The following is a 16,543-nucleotide window of genomic DNA, read 5'->3' on the forward strand; positions in this document are numbered from 1 at the left end:
CACTTCCTTATTCATTTCATCGTGATAACTCTTTAACTGGAGCAAAACTTAATCTATGCCAAGGTGTAGGACCATATTTCTTTAAGGCTTCTAGATGCTCCTTAGTGCCATAGCCCATATTATTTTTAAATCCATATTGCGGATATTGTTCATCATATTTATACATCATTGTATCTCGAGTAACCTTAGCTATAATTGAAGCTGCAGATATAGATACACTTTTAGCATCACCTTTAATAATTGACTGTTGTGGTACAGATAAAGGTAATTTCATAGCATCTATTAAGACATAATCTGGATCCACATTCAAATTGTTAATGGCCTCTAGCATTGCCTTTTTAGTAGCTTCATATATATTAATTTCATCAATTACATCATGATGCATAATTCCTATTCCAACTGCTAATGCACCATCTTTTATTTGCTGATAATACTCATTACGCTTTTTTTCATTTATTTTTTTCGAATCATCTAAACCAAGTAGGACAAAGTCTTTTGGAAGGATAACGGCAGCTGCAACTACAGGGCCCGCAAGAGGTCCTCTACCTACCTCATCAACTCCTGCAATGAAGTGATAGCCATCTACATAAAGGTTTTGTTCATATAGGGTCATCTCGTTCCACTTTTGTTTTAAGCTTTCTTGCTTTTCGTAGGCTTTTCTCCATTGTTCTACAAGTTTTATTACACCTTTTCTTTCATCAAGTAAACAGTTATTCAAGAAAGGATCGTTAGGTTCAGTAACAGTTTGTAATCGTTCTTTAATTTCTTTTATACTAGTAATTTTCGTCATTATTTTCACACCTTCTATTAATTCATTTATCGGCTTTTTACACAAAAAATAAAGAGGATGTCTCAAAAGCTTTACTTTTGTTAGACAGCCCCTTTACAGTTCATTTTATACTATTTGCCAGTTAAAGAATACTCTTGAAATTAGTGAAAATACTCTATATTGAAGTTTCATTCAAAATGAAATGAACTCAGAAGTGTTCATACAATGCAGAGCCTATTTTTTAAAAGTCCGTTTCTTTTATTTTATTGCTCTAGCTCTTCAATATCCTTTGGCGGCAATTCAAGAGTAATTCGTCCTAACTTCTCTGAACGCAGTTCACGAATAATCATTTCTGCAGTCTTATCATAATCAATCATTCCGCCACCTGCTAAAATACGGCGGTTTTTACCGATTGCATCGAACAATTCTACAATATCCTCTGGAATCACATCTAGTTGATATCTTTCCTTTAAGGCTTGCGGATATTCTAGCTCCAAAAATCGTAAAGCATATACAGCTAAATCCTGCTGATTCAATAATGTATCTTTTATAGCTCCAGTAACAGCTAATCTTTGACCAATCTCTTGATCTTCAAATTTAGGCCATAAGATACCTGGAGTATCTAGAAGTTCTAATTCTTTTCCAACCTTAATCCATTGCTGTGATTTAGTCACACCAGGCATATTACCTGTTTTAGCGATGTTTTTCTTTGCTAGTCGATTGATAAATGTAGATTTTCCTACATTTGGAATCCCAACAATCATAGCACGAATAGCACGCGGCTTGACACCCTTCGATTTCAAGCGATCTAGTTTTTCTTTTAGAAGCTCTTTAGACACACTTGTAATTTGCGATAAACCATTTCCAGCTTGTGAATTAATAGCAAGAGCCGTCATATCATTAGACGCAAAATATTGTAGCCATTGAGCTGTTTTTTGCGGATCAGCCATATCTGCTTTATTAAGTAATATTAGTCTTGGTTTATGTTGAATAATTTCATCTATCATTGGATTACGCGAAGAAAGAGGAAGTCTTGCATCAACAAGTTCATAAATAATATCAACTAACTTTAATTTCTCAGTAACTTCTCTTCTCGCTTTGGCCATATGGCCTGGAAACCATTGAATTGTCACTGGTATCCACCTTTCTTATTTTACGATTCTTATATCTTTAAAAGGCCAATAAACAATGCTCGTTTTTCCTAACACTTTATCTTCTGAAACAAACCCAATATGTCTTGAGTCTTTAGAAGAACGTCTATTGTCTCCCATTACAAATAAATATCCTTCTGGAACTTTTTCTTTTCCACCAGGAATATCCTTAAGTGTAAAATCTTCTGTTAATGGACCATCAAAAACCTGTGATTTATACTCATCTAAATATGGTTCCTTCTGTGCTTTTCCATTAACATAAAGTGTATCATCTTTATACTCTATCGTATCACCAGGAAGACCAATTATACGCTTTATATAGTCTTTCTTCTCTGGTGCATGAAAAACAACGATGTCAAATCGATCCGGATCACCTAATGTGTAACCAATTTTATTAACAATCATACGATCTTTATCATGTAAAGTGGGCATCATGGAATATCCGTCTACTACAATAGGTGCTAATAAAAAATAGCGGATCACTACTGCAAGACCTACAGCAATTAGTAGGGCCTTTGTCCATTCCCAAAGCTCGCTTTTCTTTTTCGTCATAATCCTCACCAGCCCATAAGTATATTTTCTTTATTAAACAAGGTCTTCATAATTAGAACAATATAAATTAGTATAATACTTATGTATTCATACAACAAACGATACGTTGGTAAAAATTCCGAACTGATTAAAAGAGGCTGCTCAAAAATAACTTTTTGGCAGCCTCTTTGTTCTTTGCATTCATTTATTTCCTACAAATGTAGCTAAGCTATTTGCTTGGAAAAATTAGCGGATCTCTTTAATACGAGCCGCTTTACCACGAAGACTACGTAGGTAGTAAAGTTTCGCACGACGGACTTTACCGCGACGAACTACTTCAAGGTTTGCAATTTTTGGTGTGTGTACAGGGAATGTACGTTCAACACCTACACCGTAAGAAATCTTACGTACTGTAAATGTTTCGCTAATTCCACCACCACGACGCTTAATAACTACACCTTCAAAGATCTGAATACGCTCACGAGTTCCCTCTACAACCTTAACGTGTACACGTACTGTGTCACCAGGACGGAAAGATGGAAGATCTGTGCGTAATTGTTCTTTAGTGATTTCATGAATTAATTGTTGCATCGTTTTCAACTCCTCCCACAGACGCTCTTGCAAGTCTTATATATACTTACAGCGGAACACCGTTATAAGTAACTTGGTCAATTTCTTCCCAAGCCACAAAAATTATCTTAACATATAAGGATTGCTAATGCAACTATTCATCTGTATTTTTAATTTCTTCCAGCCACTTTTTTTCTTGGTCTGAGAGCTCGATATTTTCTAAAAGGTCTCTTCTTCGATTCCAAGTTCTTCTTAAACTTTCCTTCATACGCCACTCTTCGATTTTTTTGTGATTTCCTGACATTAAAGTATCAGGTACTTTCATTCCTCTAAAATCATATGGTCTTGTATAATGAGGGTGTTCCAGTAAACCAGAAGAATAAGAATCTTTTACTGGAGAGTCTTCATTTCCAAGTACACCTGGTAAAAGACGAACAACGCTATCAATGATAACCATTGCCCCTAACTCTCCTCCAGTAAGTACATAGTCTCCCAGAGATATTTCATCCGTTACAATATGTTCACGAATTCTCTCATCATAACCTTCATAATGTCCACAAACAAAGATAAGATGCTCTTCTTGAGCCAACTCTTCTGCTTTTTTCTGTGTATACCTTTCTCCTTGAGGACATAAAAGAATCACGCGTTGTTTTTCGGTAGAATTTGAAGCTTGTAAATGTGCAACAGCGTCAAAAATTGGCTGTGCCTTTAACACCATACCTGCACCACCCCCATAAGGGTAATCATCTACTGTATGATGTTTATTATCAGCAAAATCACGGAAATTAACGACATTATAGCTTGCTGCCCCTTTTTCTTCGGCCTTCTTTAAGATTGAGGACCCAAACACCCCAGTAAACATTTCTGGAAACAATGATAGTACATCTATTTTCATTCTAATAACCCTTCCATTGGATCGATAATAATTTTTTTAGTAGGAACATGAATTTCTTTAACAATCTCATCGATATAAGGAATTAAAATGTCTTTTCCTTTTTTGGCTTGAATCACCCACACATCATTAGCACCTGGAGTTAAAATCTCTTTAACAGTACCAATAACTTCACCCTCTACTGTAGATACCTCACAACCAATAATTTCATGGAAATAATATTCATTTTCTTCTAATTCAGCCAGTTGTGATTCCGGCACCTTTAAAACGCTTCCTTTAAATGGCTCTACTTGATTAATATTATAAAATCCTTCAAATTTTAAGAGATCAAAATTTTTATGCTTTCGATGTGAAGTAATCTTTAATTCTAATGGACTTACTTGACCTTCTTGGAATAAAAATAATGTATTTCCTATTTTGTATCTTTCGTCAGCAAAATCCGTTTTCGAAATGACTCTGACTTCACCCTGTACTCCATGTGTATTAACAATTTTGCCTACATTAAACCATTTTTCCACAATTTACACCTCTAACGTATTTCTGTTACAATTCCATCCGTAACAATTATTGTTTTCGTTTTTGTTAATTCCTCCCAATTAGATCCCACTTCGACATCAACAAACGCCTGAATTTCACGTTCCTTTAATTCACTACCAATAGGAAGAATATTAAGTTGTTCTATTTTATAATCAATTAGCTTAATTTTTTCCGAACGATTCGTTATTTCTTTTTCAAAATGCGCTTTTAAACTAATCGGTTGATTTTTTTTAGTTTTTTCAAACTTTTTCAATTCAAACTTTAACTGATCTATTTCTTTTTGCATTTGATTTTTTTGATTGACATATTTTTCGAGGAGCTGATTCTTGCTGGTAACAGTTAAAACTTGCTTTACATTAATTGTTTGAAGAATCCTCATTTCATCCCCTCCTAATAGAACCTAACTTTATCATTCCATTATGTATAAAACACACTTATCTACAGAAAAACTTAATTCTTCCGAGTTGTTCTTCAAATGAACAAGTATGCTTAAATCTATTTCAAAAGTCTTCCACACTATCAACAAGGCTCCTCATCCTTATAGAAACTTACATTAGTATAATTGTTAAATACAACTATCATCAGCTCGTACATGATAGATCTGTAAAGTTCTTTTGCCATAAGTATTTATTACTTTTCTTTATTTTATCATACCAAAAAAGGAGGGTTTTAGCCCTCCTATTCGGAAATCTCAAGATAGATTTTCTTTTGCTGCGTTGACCCTGCTGCATATATTACAGTTCGAATCGCCTTAGCTACGCGTCCTTGTTTACCAATTACTTTCCCCATGTCTTCTTCATGAACAGACAAGTAATAAGTAATTCGGTTTTCATCTTCTTCTGATTTAATTGAAACAGCTTCTGGATGATCCACAAGTGACGTTACAATAGTTTTGATGAGTGAAGTCATCATTATTCGTATTATTTGCTGTGCTTAGCATTGTGGAATTTTTCCATAATACCTTGGTTAGATAATAAGTTACGAACTGTATCAGATGGTTTAGCTCCATCTTGTAACCATTTAAGAGCAAGCTCTTCATTGATTTCTACTTTAGCTGGTTGAGCTACTGGATTGTAAGTTCCTACAACCTCGATGTAACGACCATCACGTGGTGAACGAGAATCTGCTACTACAATACGATAGAAAGGAGATTTTTTTGCTCCCATACGTTTTAAACGAATTTTAACTGCCATTTTTAAAGCACCTCTTCCGATTAGTTTCAACAAGATAATATATTATCAAAGTTATTTATAGTTTGTAAAGGTTTTTTTCTTAACAGTACTAAAAACCTTACATAAAAGGGAGTTTAAACCCTTTTTTCTTACCTTTTTGCATACCTGTCATTTGTTTCATCATCTTCTTCATGTCATCAAATTGCTTCAACAGGCGGTTTACTTCTTGAATAGACGTACCACTACCTTTTGCAATTCTTTTTCGACGACTCGCATTAATGATTTCTGGGTTTGTTTTTTCTTTTGGTGTCATAGATTGAATAATTGCTTCAACATGTCCAATTTGCTTTTCATCAATTTTGAGATTGTTTAAACCCTTCATTTTGTTTGCTCCAGGAAGCATTTTTAGAAGGTCATCTAAAGGTCCCATATTGCGTACTTGGCCTAATTGTTCAAGAAAATCATCAAGGGTAAATGATTGAGTTCTGAATTTCTGCTCTAGCTCTTTTGCCTTCGCTTCATCAACATTTGCTTGTGCTTTCTCAATTAAAGAAAGAACATCACCCATTCCGAGGATTCTAGAAGCCATTCTTTCCGGATGGAAAACTTCTAATGCATCTAATTTTTCACCCATACCAACAAATTTAATTGGTGTATTGGTAACGGAGCGAATTGATAGTGCAGCTCCACCTCGGGTATCCCCGTCAAGCTTTGTTAAAACAACACCTGTAAGACCAAGCTGCTCATTAAAGCTTGAGGCTACATCCACAGCACTTTGTCCAGTCATACTATCCACAACTAAAAAGATTTCATCTGGCTGTGCTAACTCTTTAATATCTTTAAGCTCAGTCATTAGTTCTTCATCGATATGAAGTCGACCTGCTGTATCAATTAAAACATAGTCATTATGATCTTCTTTCGCTTTAGCAATAGCTTGTTTTGCTATTTCCACTGGACTTACTTGATCACCTAGTGAAAATACAGGCATATCCAATTGTTTACCAAGTGTTTGTAACTGCTTAATAGCCGCTGGACGATAAATATCAGCCGCAACTAATAACGGGTTACGATTATATTTTTTTCGAAGAAGATTAGCAAGCTTACCAGTAGTTGTTGTTTTACCAGCACCTTGTAAACCTACCATTAAAATAACAGTAGGAGGTCTCTTTGCAACAGCAATCTTACTTTGTTCTCCTCCCATTAAGTCTGTTAATTCTTCTTTAACAACCTTAATAACCTGTTGGCCAGGGGTTAAGCTTTTTAGAACTTCTTGACCTACTGCTCGTTCACTAACTCGCTTAACAAATTCTCTAACAACCTTAAAGTTAACGTCTGCTTCTAAAAGAGCGAGTTTTACGTCTCTCATCATCTCTTTTACATCTGTTTCGTTAACCTTTCCTTTGCCTCGAATCTTCTGGAGCGTTCCTTGCAGTCGATCGGCTAATCCTTCAAATGCCATACATGCCGCCTCCTAATCTAATTTCTCGAGCTCAGCAATCATTTCAAGCATTTTATTTGTGTCTAGAGAAGAAGCCTTCACTTCTTCAGTTAGCTTTTCAAGTAGGATACTTCGCTTTTGAAACTTTTCAAGTAATAAAAGCTTTGCTTCGTATTCCTCAAGCATTGCTTCTGTTCTTTTAATGTTATCATAAACTGCTTGTCGACTAACATGATATTCTTCGGCAATTTCACCAAGGGAGAAATCATCTAAGTAATATAGCGCCATGTAGCTTTTTTGTTTTTCAGTTAATAACGACTGATAAAAATCATATAAGTAATTCATTCTAGTCGTTTTTTCAAGCGTCATAGTGCTACCCCCCATGTTAAGTAAAACACCTTTACAATCCATAGTGTACAAGGTACAGATACAGATGTCAAGAGAATTTCTTGACAAAGTAAAAGTCTTTTGCAAATATACTTTTTTTGTTTTAAAAGTGCTGTCTCATTAATCGTTTTCATTCTAAAAAATACACTGTGGTAGCGTTCATTTTTCATAAATTCAAGTAGGTAAGCTCCCTTTCTCCTCATTCGTACCTCCAGTAGGAAACCTTATCAGTCTCGCTTTTTATCCCAGTAGGTTGACAAATTTACATTTCAATTTTTAACAATAAGTTCAGTGAATACAATTAGCATAAAAAGATTGATGAGATGTATATGGAGCAAAGATCCTGCGAGAGCAATGGGCAGATAAACATCCTAAAGAATTTAATTCATCTGAAATTCGCCACTTGTTCATTAGCAACAAACTATGCAAAAACCATCTTTAACAGGAACGTATAATCATACCATTTTCGAAATAATACAATACTTCACATATAATCAGAGTTGTATAGCTTGTGTTATAAAAATAAAGAATGTTCTATACATAAAGTCTACCAAAAGTAATGTTGTAACTTCTCATAATATACCGTTGTAGGTGATCCTAGTGAAATATAAAAATTGTCAAAGCTGTGGTATGCCTTTTTCTAAAAACAGAAAAAAATGTGGTAAAGAAAAAGCTGGAACAAAAAGCGTAAGATATTGTAGTCACTGTTATACAAATGAAGAATTTGTTTACCAAACATAACTTTACCAGAAATGAAGCAACTCGTTGAATAAAAGATGTCTCAAACTGGGTTTCCAAAATTCATTTCCAAACTTTTCACAAGAAAAATGACAAAGTTAGATCGCTGGAAATAGTATTATGAATTCTTTAATTTCCCCTTCGAAGTTCCCAAACCTTATAAACCAAAAGCGTCTAAAAATGAGTATAAACCCATTTTTAGACGCTTTTTTGGCATTTTATTCTTTTTCAACTAAATCTGCAAATAATCCGTACACATATTTTTCTGCATCGAATTCTTGCAAATCGTCCATTTTTTCTCCTAAACCAACGAACTTAACAGGAATCCCTAATTCATTTCGAATCGCTAACACAATACCACCTTTAGCTGTACCATCTAGCTTCGTTAATACAATTCCAGTTACGTTAGTAGCTTCCTTAAACATCTTAGCTTGTACTAAGGCATTTTGACCCGTAGTTGCGTCCAGAACTAGTATAACCTCGTGTGGAGCACCTGGAACTTCTCTCTCGATCACTTTTTTAACTTTTTCAAGCTCTTTCATTAAATTCACTTTGTTTTGTAGTCGGCCAGCTGTGTCACATAATAAAACATCTACATTACGTGATTTCGCAGCTTGAACTGCATCAAACATTACAGCAGCAGGGTCAGAACCTGCAGTTTGTTTCACAACATTAACACCTACACGCTCTCCCCATACCTCCAGCTGTTCAATTGCACCTGCACGGAAAGTATCTCCAGCTGCCAATAATACATTTTTTCCTTCACTCTTATATTTATGAGCTAATTTACCAATGGTAGTCGTTTTTCCAACACCGTTTACTCCCACAAATAAAATAACAGTTAAATCTTTTTGTATTGAAATAGCTGGATCATCTTCATCACCTTTACGATAAATATCTACAAGCTTTTCAGAAATAACAGCTTGTACTTCTTGAGGATCTTGAATATTTCTACGCTTTACTTCTAATTTTAATTCGTCAATTAAAGTCATTACTGTATCAAAGCCAACATCTGCTGTAATTAAAATTTCTTCAAGTTCTTCGAAAAAATCCTCATCTACTTTGCGATATCGTGCTACTAAATCATTCACTTTACCAGCAAATGAATCCCTTGTTTTTGTAAGGCCTTTCTTAAACTTTTCACTAGCTTGATCCGTTGTTGCCGTGAATTTTTCTTTTAATTTTTTAAAGAAACTCATATATTCACTTCCTATTTACTATGTTCTACTAACTCTTTGTCATCTAATCTAACGGACACAAGTTTAGAAACACCTGATTCTTGCATGGTAATACCATATAGTACATCTGCTGATTCCATTGTTCCTTTTCGATGCGTGATTACGATAAATTGTGTTTCCTCACTAAATTTCTTCAGATACTGACTAAATCTAACTACATTAGCCTCATCCAAAGCAGCTTCCACTTCATCCAAGATACAAAATGGTACAGGACGAATTATAAGAATAGAGAATAATAAAGCAATAGCTGTTAATGCTCTTTCTCCACCAGATAGCAGGCCTAAATTTTGCAGTTTTTTACCAGGCGGCTGTGCAATAATTTCAACACCAGTATTTAACAAATCATCTGGATCCGTTAATTTTAATTCAGCTTTACCCCCACCAAACAACTGCTGAAAAACACTTTCAAATTGTTCACGAATACCATTAAAGGTTTCTTCAAAACGTCTTTTCATTTCCTCATCCATTTCATCAATAACTTGGAAGAGAGTATCTTTAGCTTCTAGTAAATCTTCTCTTTGTTCGGTTAAAAAATGAAAACGTTCATAAACTCGTTCATATTCATCAATTGCGCCGAGGTTAATGGTTCCTAATTCATCAATAGCTAATTTAATTAATTTTACCTTTTTCTTCGTTTCATCGGGTGAAGCTTGAAGTTCATACTTTTCTTTCGCTTCTTCAAATGAAAGAGTATATTCCATTTGAAGGTGTTGCAGGCGATTCTCTAATTCTACATCCAAGCGATTAATTTTTACTTCTTCATCCTTTAAAGCCTCAACATGACCTTTATAGATTCTTTTTACTTCTTTTATTTCTTTTTCTTCATCCTCTAAACGAAGCTGTAGATGATTTCTTTCATTACGACGAGATGCAATAAGTTGAATCGTTTCTTCTTTATCTTGTGATTTTTTCTTTGCAGCCTCTTCCAGTTGAATTTCTCCACTTTCATTGCTTTCCATATCACTAAATAATAAATCAATATCTTCTTTAGCATCCTGTTCTTTTGTAGACCATTCTTCTATATCGCGTAATAGTCTATTGTATTTTTCTTGTATGCTTTGCAATTTCTCTTTCTTTGAAGCATGTGAAACTTTTAATTCATGTATTTCACTCGTCAATTGAGCTTTAGAAGATTGTTGCATTTGCTTTTTCAAAGTAAGCTCATCAATTGTTGCTTTTTGTTCTTCTAATCGATTCTTACAAGTTTCTAAAAATTGATTCAACTCTTGCAAACGGTTCTCTTTTTGTTGTTGTTCTTCTAAAAGTGAAGTTTTTTCATGATCATACAACGTTAATCGATCGTTCATATTTTTTTCTTCTAATTCAACTTCACGAATATCCCCTTTAATACTTTGCTCATGGAGGCGTGTATCTTCCTGCATTTGACGGGCTAATTCCATTTCTTTCGTTTGGAGCTGAATCATTTCTTTTAATTGTTTCACTTCTAGTTCAAGCTCTTCGGTCTTCGCTTTCATTTTTGGAAACTTATTATTTAGTTCGTCTAGCTCACCTTTTCTCGATAAAAGAGAATAGTTTTTCCCTTTTGATGCTCCCCCTGTCATACTTCCACCAGGGTTTACCACATCTCCTTCAAGTGTAACTATTCGATAACGATAATGAAGCTGTTTAGCTAATTCATTAGCACCTTTTAAATCATTTGTAATAATGACAGTACCTAATAGATTCGCAATTACTGAAGCATATTTTTGATCGAATGTTACTAATTGAGAAGCAACACCTATAAAAGCAGAATGATGTATGACCGACTGTAACTGGCTTTGTGGAATCATTCTTTCCTTCATTACTGATAAAGGTAAAAATGTTGCTCTTCCAAATGAATGCTGTTTTAAGAAAGCAATCGCTTTTCTAGCATTTTCTTCTGTTTCTACAACGATATGTTGTAAGCTTGAACCAAGTGCAGTTTCGATAGCTAGATTATATTCTTTAGGAACAGTAATTAAACTTGCAACAGCTCCTTCTATCCCATTAAGAGTCTTAGCCTTTAATACTTCTTTTACACCTTGAAAGAAGCCAGCATATTCATCTTCCATTCCTTGGAGCATTTCAATTCTAGATTGGCATTGCTGAACATATTGATAAGCCTGATATAATTTTGTTTCTTGATTTGTATACTTTTCTTGTAGCTTTTCCAAACTAGCTTTCTGTTCAAAAAGCTTAGATGCTGCATCTTCAATTTTTTGTTTTATTAAATTTAATTGCTCATTTAATGATTCTCTTCTATCAACTATCTCATTACGTTTAGCAACTAAGCCTTCATTATCTTGATCTAAACGTGAACTACGATGAGTAGTCTGTTCTAACTGCTGAGCTAGCATTCTAGCTTCATTATTTGCCGCAGCTTGTTCATTTAACAACTCAATATAATCACTTTTTAACGTCTCGATCTCAGCTTCAATATCTTCATTAAATTCCGCAAAATTCGCCTCTTTTAACGAAAGCTCTGAATTAATTCTTTCCACTTCATTTTCAGCTTCATCTAACGCTATTTTCTGTTGTTTTTGATCGATTTGTAATCGTTCTAATTGCTCTTTCGCATCTTGAATAATTTGTTCTAATTGCTGTTTACTTTGTGTAGCGTTTTTCTTTCTTTCTTGAAGAACATTTTTTCTACCTTCTAATTTTTCTAATTCCTCAGTAGTCACAAGTAATACATCTTGCAAATCACTCACGGATTCATCTAGAGCCGTCATTTGATCCCTTAACTTCGCAATCTCAGCTTCCTTTTGCTGCAATTCTGAACTTAGGGTAATTTCTTTATCTTTATGAATACGATGCTGTTCAGAAAGTGATTGCCACTTCTCATGTAGCGTTTCAATTTCGAAAACAGTTAAAGCAACTTCATATTGCTGAAGTTCTTCTTTTTTCTCAAGATAATCCTTGGCTATGGAAGCCTGTATTTTCAACGGTTCAACTTGTCCTTCAAGCTCATACAAAATATCTTGCACACGGTTTAAGTTTTCACGTGTTTCAGTTAGCTTTTGTTCCGCTTTCTTTTTACGGTTTTTATATTTTAAAACACCGGCAGCTTCTTCAAAAATTATTCTTCTTTCTTCAGCTTTACTGCTCAAAATTTCTTCTACTTTACCTTGGCTTATAATAGAGAAAGCTTCTCGACCTAAACCCGAGTCCATAAATAGGTCAATAATATCTTTTAATCGACATGCTTGTTTATTAATATAAAAATCACTTTCACCCGATCGAGATACTCTTCTTGTTACACTTACCTCATGAAAATCGATTGGAAGAAAGCTATCTTCGTTATCCAAAGTTAAAGTTACTTCAGCGAAATTTAGTGACTTCCGAGAGTCACTTCCTGCAAAAATAATATCTTCCATCTTAGATCCGCGTAAAGATTTTGCTGACTGTTCACCAAGAACCCAGCGGATGGCGTCAGTTACGTTACTTTTCCCACTACCATTAGGGCCAACTACTGCTGTAACACCATTTACGAAATCGATGGAAATTCTCTCTGCAAACGATTTAAATCCAATTACATCTAAACGTTTGAGGAACAAACAAATTTCCCCTTTCAACAACTACTATTATTTCTTTTCTATTTTCCTTAAGTTCATTAATGCTTCTTGCGCAGCCTTTTGTTCCGCTTCTTTTTTAGAGCGTCCTACACCTGTACCTTTAATATCTCCATTCAAAGAGACATTCGACACAAATTCTTTATTGTGCGCTGGGCCTTTTTCTTGGTGTATTTTATATTCTATCGTACCAGCTGCATCTCGCTGTACAAGCTCTTGTAATTGACTTTTGTAATCCATCACATGAGAAAAAGCACCTTCATCTATTTTTGGGAAAACTGTTACCTTTAAAAATTCAAATACAGCATCCATTCCTTGATCTAAGAAAAGTGCACCTACAAACGATTCAAAGACATCAGCTAATAAAGCAGGACGTTCTCTTCCACCAGTAAGTTCTTCCCCTTTACCGAGTAAAACAAGTTTGCCAAATGATAATGCATTAGCAAAAGTAACAAGTGATGGTTCACATACAATTGCTGCACGTAGCTTTGTCAGTTCCCCTTCACTCATTAATGGATATTTTTTATAAAGGTATTGTGATACTGTCAGTTCTAAAACAGCATCTCCCAAAAATTCAAGCCTTTCATTGTCTTCATATGGCTTACGACGATGCTCATTCACATAGGATGAATGAGTAAAAGCTTGCTTTAATAGTCTTTCATTATCAAATCGAAAGCCTATTTCATCTTGAAATTGTTCAAATTTCTTATTCGTATTTGGAGATTTTTTCTCTTTTCCGTTCTTCCGCATAATATCCTCCGAACCATAAACCTAACATCTTAGGGAGCAAGCATAAAACGAGCATCCACTCACTCTCAAACAAGGTTACATTGATTTAATACATTATAAAGTAATACCCAACAATAATTAGTATATAAAATGATAGTAAAAAAAGAAAACAAGTTTTTTAAATAACATTCTATATGCACAAGTTTACATGAGACACAACATAGAAGAAAGATGAAAAACCCCATTACACACGAAAACTTAAGCACGTTAATGAATAAAGACCGTTTCCGGTCCGTATTTATTTATGACTGTGTTATATTTCATTGTTGATAATGGCTTCGATCCGTTCGCTTCTTGCTATGCGAGTACTAAACTTCCTCGCTCAGTCCACACTCTGATGTCTTGACTTTCTTGTTTCTTTCACAGAGGATTTTCACGGATTTCTGATTTCCGCCTAAATTATTCCTAGTTAAATTTCACATGAACATATAACAAAGTCTTATTTCACTATATTATCATGTACGTAAAGTAGATTACAGTTTCCATTCCTACTGATAATACAAGAAAAAGCCAACTCTTTAAAAGAAGTAGCAAATACTAAAAATGATTGAAATCTTTCAAAGTAATTGTTATCTTCTTTTAAGAGTAGGCCTTATCATTAAAATTGAATAAATTACATATTGCTCTCTATGTAATTAACGGCATCTCCTACCGTTGAAATTTTTTCTGCATCTTCGTCAGAGATTTCCATTCCGAATTCATCTTCAAGCTCCATAACAAGCTCAACTACATCAAGAGAGTCAGCACCTAAATCTTCTTTAAAAGAAGCTTCTAGCTTAACTTCTGATTCTTCAACTTCTAAACGGTCAACGACGATTTTTGTAATGCGTTCTAAAACATCTGCCACAAATATCACCTCCCTTCAAGTCATTATATTGCATTTTCTATAGAGAATAAAGTGAAACTTCTAATTGATATTGTAAAATAAGAGTCTGTATTAGAAGTAACGTTTTACATTACCATTCCACCATCAATTGTAAGTGTCTGACCAGTCATATACGAACTATCATTTGATGCTAGAAAAGCCACTACTTTAGCAATATCTTCTGGCTCACCAAAACGTGCTAATGGTATTTGTTGAAGCATCGTATTTTTCACATCTTCAGGTAATTGATCTGTCATATCCGTTGAAATAAAGCCAGGTGCAACAGCATTTACAGTAATTCCACGAGGTGCAAGTTCTTTTGCAGTTGTTTTTGTTAAACCAATTACACCAGCTTTAGCAGCAACATAATTTGCTTGGCCAGCATTCCCACTAATACCAACCACACTAGCAACATTGATAATTCGGCCTTTACGTTGCTTCATCATAGGTCTTGTAACACTCTTTGTGCACAGAAAAACACCTTTTAAGTTTGTATTAAGAACCGTATCCCATTCTTCTTCTTTCATACGCATTAATAAATTATCACGAGTAACACCTGCATTATTAACTAGAATATCAACTTTTCCAAATTCTTCTATAGTTGTTTTAACCATAGAAGCAACATCATCACTATCTGCCACATTACAACGGATAGCTATCGCTGAACTACCTAATGCTTGAATTTCAGCAACTACCTCTTTCGCTTTTGCTTCACTTCCTGCATAGTTTACTACTACTGAAGCACCTTCCCTAGCTAACTCAAGAGCTATTTCTCTACCAATCCCTCTTGAAGCTCCTGTAACAATTGCTACCTGATCTTTTAATTTCATACCAAAGGTTCCTCCTTTAGGGCAGCTAGCACTGCCTGTACTTCTTCTTCATTGGACACTGAAAGTATACGTACATTACGATTAATTTTCTTGATTAATCCAGATAATACTTTCCCTGGACCAATTTCAATAAAAGTATCTACGCCCTGTTCAATCATAGTTTCTACACAATCTTGCCATAGCACTGGAGAATATAATTGTTCAATCAATTTCTCCTTAATTTCCTCACGAGAAACCATAGGCTGAGCAGTTACATTAGAAATAACAGGTATGAATGCTTCTTCCCATTTCATTTGTTCAAATGTTGCTTGTAATTTAGAAGAAGCTGGTTGCATTAAACTTGAGTGAAACGGTCCACTAACGTCTAACGGAATCGCTCTTTTCGCTCCTATTTCTTTTATTCGCTCTATCGCTTTTTGTACGCCAGCTGCTGAGCCTGAAATAACAATTTGCCCTGGACAATTAATATTAGCCAGTTGCACCGGTGTACCTTCATTAGTAATGTTAGCAGTCAATTCCTCTAGTTTCGTACGGTCTGCTCCCAAGCAGGCTGCCATAGCTCCTAAACCATTCGGCACTGCTTCTTCCATATATTCGCCTCGTTTTCGTACAGCAGCTACAGCATCTTCAAAAGTTATGACACCAGCTGCTACTAAGGCACTATACTCTCCTAAACTATGACCTGCTACAAAATCAGCTTCAATATTATGCTCTTTCAATCGAGATAGAATGGCAATACTTGTTGTCAATAATGCAGGCTGTGCATTTGTAGTTAAAGTCAATGTTTCTTTTGGTCCCTGAAAGATGACTTCACTTAGAGGAAATTTCAATGTTTCATCCGCTAAATCAAAATATTCCTTCACACTCGTAAATTGTTGATAAAGTTCCATACCCATGCCTACAGTTTGTGAACCTTGACCTGGAAAAACAAAAGCGATTTTTGCCATAATTCTCTCTCCCTCAAGCTTTTAATTGCAATTTATAAACATTCAACTATTGCTACCACCATAAAAAAACACATTGATTATATTAGTTTTTTAGGAATTTCGCTTCGTTAAAGCCATCAAAAAGGAATAACTTCCTTA

The 16,543-nt window shown here is 34.8% G+C and carries 18 protein-coding genes; 1 reads left to right on the forward strand and 17 read right to left on the reverse strand.

Going from position 1 to position 16,543, the window contains the following annotated elements; translation table 11 throughout:
- Window positions 1-16: 16 nt before the first annotated feature.
- The 11 genes from BN349_RS10815 to BN349_RS10865 form a co-directional block, all read right to left on the reverse strand.
- Window positions 17-790, reverse strand: a complete 774-nt coding sequence (locus BN349_RS10815; RefSeq protein ID WP_019242327.1) for a ribonuclease HII — start codon at window positions 788-790, stop codon at window positions 17-19.
- Between the two features lie 242 nt (window positions 791-1,032).
- On the reverse strand, window positions 1,033-1,902 hold the full coding sequence (ylqF, locus tag BN349_RS10820; protein ID WP_019242328.1) for a ribosome biogenesis GTPase YlqF: 870 nt from the start codon (window positions 1,900-1,902) through the stop codon (window positions 1,033-1,035).
- A gap of 15 nt (window positions 1,903-1,917) precedes the next feature.
- A complete protein-coding gene (gene lepB, locus BN349_RS10825; RefSeq protein WP_019242329.1) occupies window positions 1,918-2,472 on the reverse strand; it encodes a signal peptidase I in 555 nt (184 codons plus the stop codon).
- Between the two features lie 225 nt (window positions 2,473-2,697).
- A complete protein-coding gene (gene rplS / locus BN349_RS10830) occupies window positions 2,698-3,042 on the reverse strand; it encodes a 50S ribosomal protein L19 (RefSeq protein WP_019242330.1) in 345 nt (114 codons plus the stop codon).
- 133 nt (window positions 3,043-3,175) lie between these two features.
- Window positions 3,176-3,916 (reverse strand): tRNA (guanosine(37)-N1)-methyltransferase TrmD, encoded by a 741-nt coding sequence (trmD, locus tag BN349_RS10835; RefSeq protein ID WP_019242331.1) that lies wholly within the window; start codon window positions 3,914-3,916, stop codon window positions 3,176-3,178.
- On the reverse strand, window positions 3,913-4,431 hold the full coding sequence (gene rimM, locus BN349_RS10840) for a ribosome maturation factor RimM (protein ID WP_019242332.1): 519 nt from the start codon (window positions 4,429-4,431) through the stop codon (window positions 3,913-3,915). Before rimM ends, trmD begins: the two co-directional genes overlap by 4 nt.
- Before the next feature lie 11 nt (window positions 4,432-4,442).
- Window positions 4,443-4,829 carry a YlqD family protein gene (locus tag BN349_RS10845; RefSeq protein WP_019242333.1) on the reverse strand — a complete coding sequence of 129 codons (387 nt, stop codon included), beginning with the start codon at window positions 4,827-4,829 and terminating at the stop codon, window positions 4,443-4,445.
- A gap of 299 nt (window positions 4,830-5,128) precedes the next feature.
- Window positions 5,129-5,359 (reverse strand): KH domain-containing protein, encoded by a 231-nt coding sequence (locus tag BN349_RS10850; RefSeq protein WP_026089275.1) that lies wholly within the window; start codon window positions 5,357-5,359, stop codon window positions 5,129-5,131.
- 11 nt (window positions 5,360-5,370) lie between these two features.
- Window positions 5,371-5,643, reverse strand: coding sequence for a 30S ribosomal protein S16 (gene rpsP / locus BN349_RS10855; RefSeq protein WP_019242335.1), 273 nt, complete (start codon window positions 5,641-5,643; stop codon window positions 5,371-5,373).
- Between the two features lie 97 nt (window positions 5,644-5,740).
- Entirely contained in the window at window positions 5,741-7,081 is a 1,341-nt protein-coding gene (gene ffh / locus BN349_RS10860) for a signal recognition particle protein (RefSeq protein ID WP_019242336.1), read from the reverse strand.
- A 12-nt stretch (window positions 7,082-7,093) separates the two neighbouring features.
- Window positions 7,094-7,429 carry a putative DNA-binding protein gene (locus BN349_RS10865; RefSeq protein ID WP_019242337.1) on the reverse strand — a complete coding sequence of 112 codons (336 nt, stop codon included), beginning with the start codon at window positions 7,427-7,429 and terminating at the stop codon, window positions 7,094-7,096.
- Between the two features lie 648 nt (window positions 7,430-8,077).
- Between BN349_RS10865 and BN349_RS26355 the strand changes: the two genes are divergently transcribed.
- Window positions 8,078-8,188, forward strand: a complete 111-nt coding sequence (locus tag BN349_RS26355; protein ID WP_232423549.1) for a zinc ribbon domain-containing protein — start codon at window positions 8,078-8,080, stop codon at window positions 8,186-8,188.
- Window positions 8,189-8,403: 215 nt separating this feature from the next.
- Here the strand turns inward: BN349_RS26355 and ftsY are convergent, their stop codons facing one another.
- The 6 genes from ftsY to fabD all read right to left on the reverse strand — a co-directional run bounded on the left by ftsY (window position 8,404) and on the right by fabD (window position 16,405).
- The gene (gene ftsY, locus BN349_RS10875) at window positions 8,404-9,384 is read right to left on the reverse strand and encodes a signal recognition particle-docking protein FtsY (RefSeq protein ID WP_019242339.1); all 981 of its coding nucleotides are present in this window, start codon (window positions 9,382-9,384) and stop codon (window positions 8,404-8,406) included.
- An 11-nt stretch (window positions 9,385-9,395) separates the two neighbouring features.
- Window positions 9,396-12,959, reverse strand: coding sequence for a chromosome segregation protein SMC (gene smc, locus BN349_RS10880; RefSeq protein WP_019242340.1), 3,564 nt, complete (start codon window positions 12,957-12,959; stop codon window positions 9,396-9,398).
- A 27-nt stretch (window positions 12,960-12,986) separates the two neighbouring features.
- Window positions 12,987-13,724 carry a ribonuclease III gene (rnc, locus tag BN349_RS10885; RefSeq protein ID WP_019242341.1) on the reverse strand — a complete coding sequence of 246 codons (738 nt, stop codon included), beginning with the start codon at window positions 13,722-13,724 and terminating at the stop codon, window positions 12,987-12,989.
- A 652-nt stretch (window positions 13,725-14,376) separates the two neighbouring features.
- The gene (gene acpP, locus BN349_RS10890; RefSeq protein ID WP_019242342.1) at window positions 14,377-14,610 is read right to left on the reverse strand and encodes an acyl carrier protein; all 234 of its coding nucleotides are present in this window, start codon (window positions 14,608-14,610) and stop codon (window positions 14,377-14,379) included.
- Between the two features lie 104 nt (window positions 14,611-14,714).
- Window positions 14,715-15,458, reverse strand: coding sequence for a 3-oxoacyl-[acyl-carrier-protein] reductase (gene fabG, locus BN349_RS10895; protein ID WP_019242343.1), 744 nt, complete (start codon window positions 15,456-15,458; stop codon window positions 14,715-14,717).
- The gene (gene fabD, locus BN349_RS10900) at window positions 15,455-16,405 is read right to left on the reverse strand and encodes an ACP S-malonyltransferase (RefSeq protein ID WP_019242344.1); all 951 of its coding nucleotides are present in this window, start codon (window positions 16,403-16,405) and stop codon (window positions 15,455-15,457) included. The genes fabG and fabD overlap by 4 nt, the downstream gene beginning before the upstream one ends.
- Window positions 16,406-16,543 lie beyond the last annotated feature (138 nt).

This window comes from Bacillus sp. AP8, assembly GCF_000321185.1.
Lineage (GTDB): Bacteria > Bacillota > Bacilli > Bacillales > DSM-1321 > Bacillus_AD > Bacillus_AD massilioanorexius.

Coding starts and splice junctions, on each gene's coding strand:
- fabD (WP_019242344.1), bottom strand. CDS start 16,405: ATGGCAAAAATCGCTTTTGTTTTTCCAGGTCAAGGTTCACAAACTGTA.
- BN349_RS10845 (WP_019242333.1), bottom strand. CDS start 4,829: ATGAGGATTCTTCAAACAATTAATGTAAAGCAAGTTTTAACTGTTACC.
- fabG (WP_019242343.1), bottom strand. CDS start 15,458: ATGAAATTAAAAGATCAGGTAGCAATTGTTACAGGAGCTTCAAGAGGG.
- BN349_RS10865 (WP_019242337.1), bottom strand. CDS start 7,429: ATGACGCTTGAAAAAACGACTAGAATGAATTACTTATATGATTTTTAT.
- rplS (WP_019242330.1), bottom strand. CDS start 3,042: ATGCAACAATTAATTCATGAAATCACTAAAGAACAATTACGCACAGAT.
- rpsP (WP_019242335.1), bottom strand. CDS start 5,643: ATGGCAGTTAAAATTCGTTTAAAACGTATGGGAGCAAAAAAATCTCCT.
- lepB (WP_019242329.1), bottom strand. CDS start 2,472: ATGACGAAAAAGAAAAGCGAGCTTTGGGAATGGACAAAGGCCCTACTA.
- BN349_RS10815 (WP_019242327.1), bottom strand. CDS start 790: ATGACGAAAATTACTAGTATAAAAGAAATTAAAGAACGATTACAAACT.
- trmD (WP_019242331.1), bottom strand. CDS start 3,916: ATGAAAATAGATGTACTATCATTGTTTCCAGAAATGTTTACTGGGGTG.
- ftsY (WP_019242339.1), bottom strand. CDS start 9,384: ATGAGTTTCTTTAAAAAATTAAAAGAAAAATTCACGGCAACAACGGAT.
- BN349_RS26355 (WP_232423549.1), top strand. CDS start 8,078: ATGCCTTTTTCTAAAAACAGAAAAAAATGTGGTAAAGAAAAAGCTGGA.
- rnc (WP_019242341.1), bottom strand. CDS start 13,724: ATGCGGAAGAACGGAAAAGAGAAAAAATCTCCAAATACGAATAAGAAA.
- BN349_RS10850 (WP_026089275.1), bottom strand. CDS start 5,359: ATGACTTCACTCATCAAAACTATTGTAACGTCACTTGTGGATCATCCA.
- ffh (WP_019242336.1), bottom strand. CDS start 7,081: ATGGCATTTGAAGGATTAGCCGATCGACTGCAAGGAACGCTCCAGAAG.